Raw genomic sequence first — 1,192 nt, forward strand, 5'->3', positions numbered from 1 at the left:
GGATGGTCTGAAATAGCCCTGTATTTCTGACTGACTTCAGCCTACGCTGATTTTGAAAGCGGTAAACCGATCAAAAAACGATCAAATCGCCCGCTTATTTCGGTGTTTCTGGCCCCAGCGAGCACCTCGCCGCGCCATTTTCTGCATTACAAGCGCACCTCTCCTGCATTCGTCAGTAAATGTCGGCGTGCCATCCATAGGTTCGACAGGGCGAACAGCGTCACCAGTTGCGCGGTGTTCTTCACCAGCCCCCGGAAACGCACCTTGGTGTAGCCAAACTGCCGCTTGATCACGCGAAATGGATGCTCGACCTTGGCGCGCACCTGGGCCTTGGCCTTCTCGATCTTGCGCTTGGCCTTGTACAACGCGCTGCGCTTATCGAGTTTCTTGTAGGTGCTGCGGCGTGCCGCCACCTGCCAGATAACCTTACGATCGACATGCTCTGGACGTTTCTCAACGCCGGTGTAGCCCGCGTCCGTACAAACCACGTTCTCGTCGCCATGCAGCAACTTGTCGACCTGAGTAACGTCCGCAACGTTGGCCGCCGTACCCACCACGCTGTGCACCAGGCCCGACTCGTCATCCACGCCGATGTGCGCCTTCATGCCGAAGTAGAACTGCTGGCCTTTCTTGGTCTGGTGCATTTCCGGGTCGCGCTTGCCGTCCTTGTTCTTGGTCGAACTCGGCGCATGGATCAGTGTGGCATCGACGATGGTGCCCTGGCGCAGCGACAGACCACGATCACCCAGGTAACCGTTGATCACACCGAGGATGCCGGCCGCCAGTTCATGTTTTTCCAGCAGGCGACGGAAGTTGAGGATGGTGGTTTCATCAGGAATGCGTTCCAGGCTCAACCCGGCGAACTGGCGCAGGATGGTGGTCTCGTACAGCGCTTCCTCCATCGCCGGATCGCTGTAGCCAAACCAATTCTGCATCAGATGTATGCGCAGCATCGCCATCAACGGATACGCCGGACGACCGCCTTCACCCTTCGGGTAGTGCGGCTCGATCAGGGCAATCAACCCCTTCCACGGCACCACCTGATCCATCTCGATCAGGAACAGCTCTTTGCGGGTCTGCTTGCGCTTGCCGGCGTACTCGGCGTCGGCGAAGGTCATTTGCTTCATCGGAAAACTCGGCGGGTGGAGTCCGGGTATTTTGCCAAAATCAGGAAGTCTTTTTCAGGATTTCC

The 1,192-nt window shown here is 57.6% G+C and carries 1 protein-coding gene; it reads right to left on the reverse strand.

What is annotated here, in order from left to right; translation table 11 throughout:
* Positions 1 to 146: 146 nt before the first annotated feature.
* Entirely contained in the window at positions 147 to 1,127 is a 981-nt protein-coding gene (locus tag MJ643_RS30385) for an IS5 family transposase (RefSeq protein WP_064613796.1), read from the reverse strand.
* Positions 1,128 to 1,192 lie beyond the last annotated feature (65 nt).

Origin of the sequence: Pseudomonas sp. PNPG3 (assembly GCF_023093815.1) — a bacterium.
GTDB lineage: Bacteria > Pseudomonadota > Gammaproteobacteria > Pseudomonadales > Pseudomonadaceae > Aquipseudomonas > Aquipseudomonas asiatica.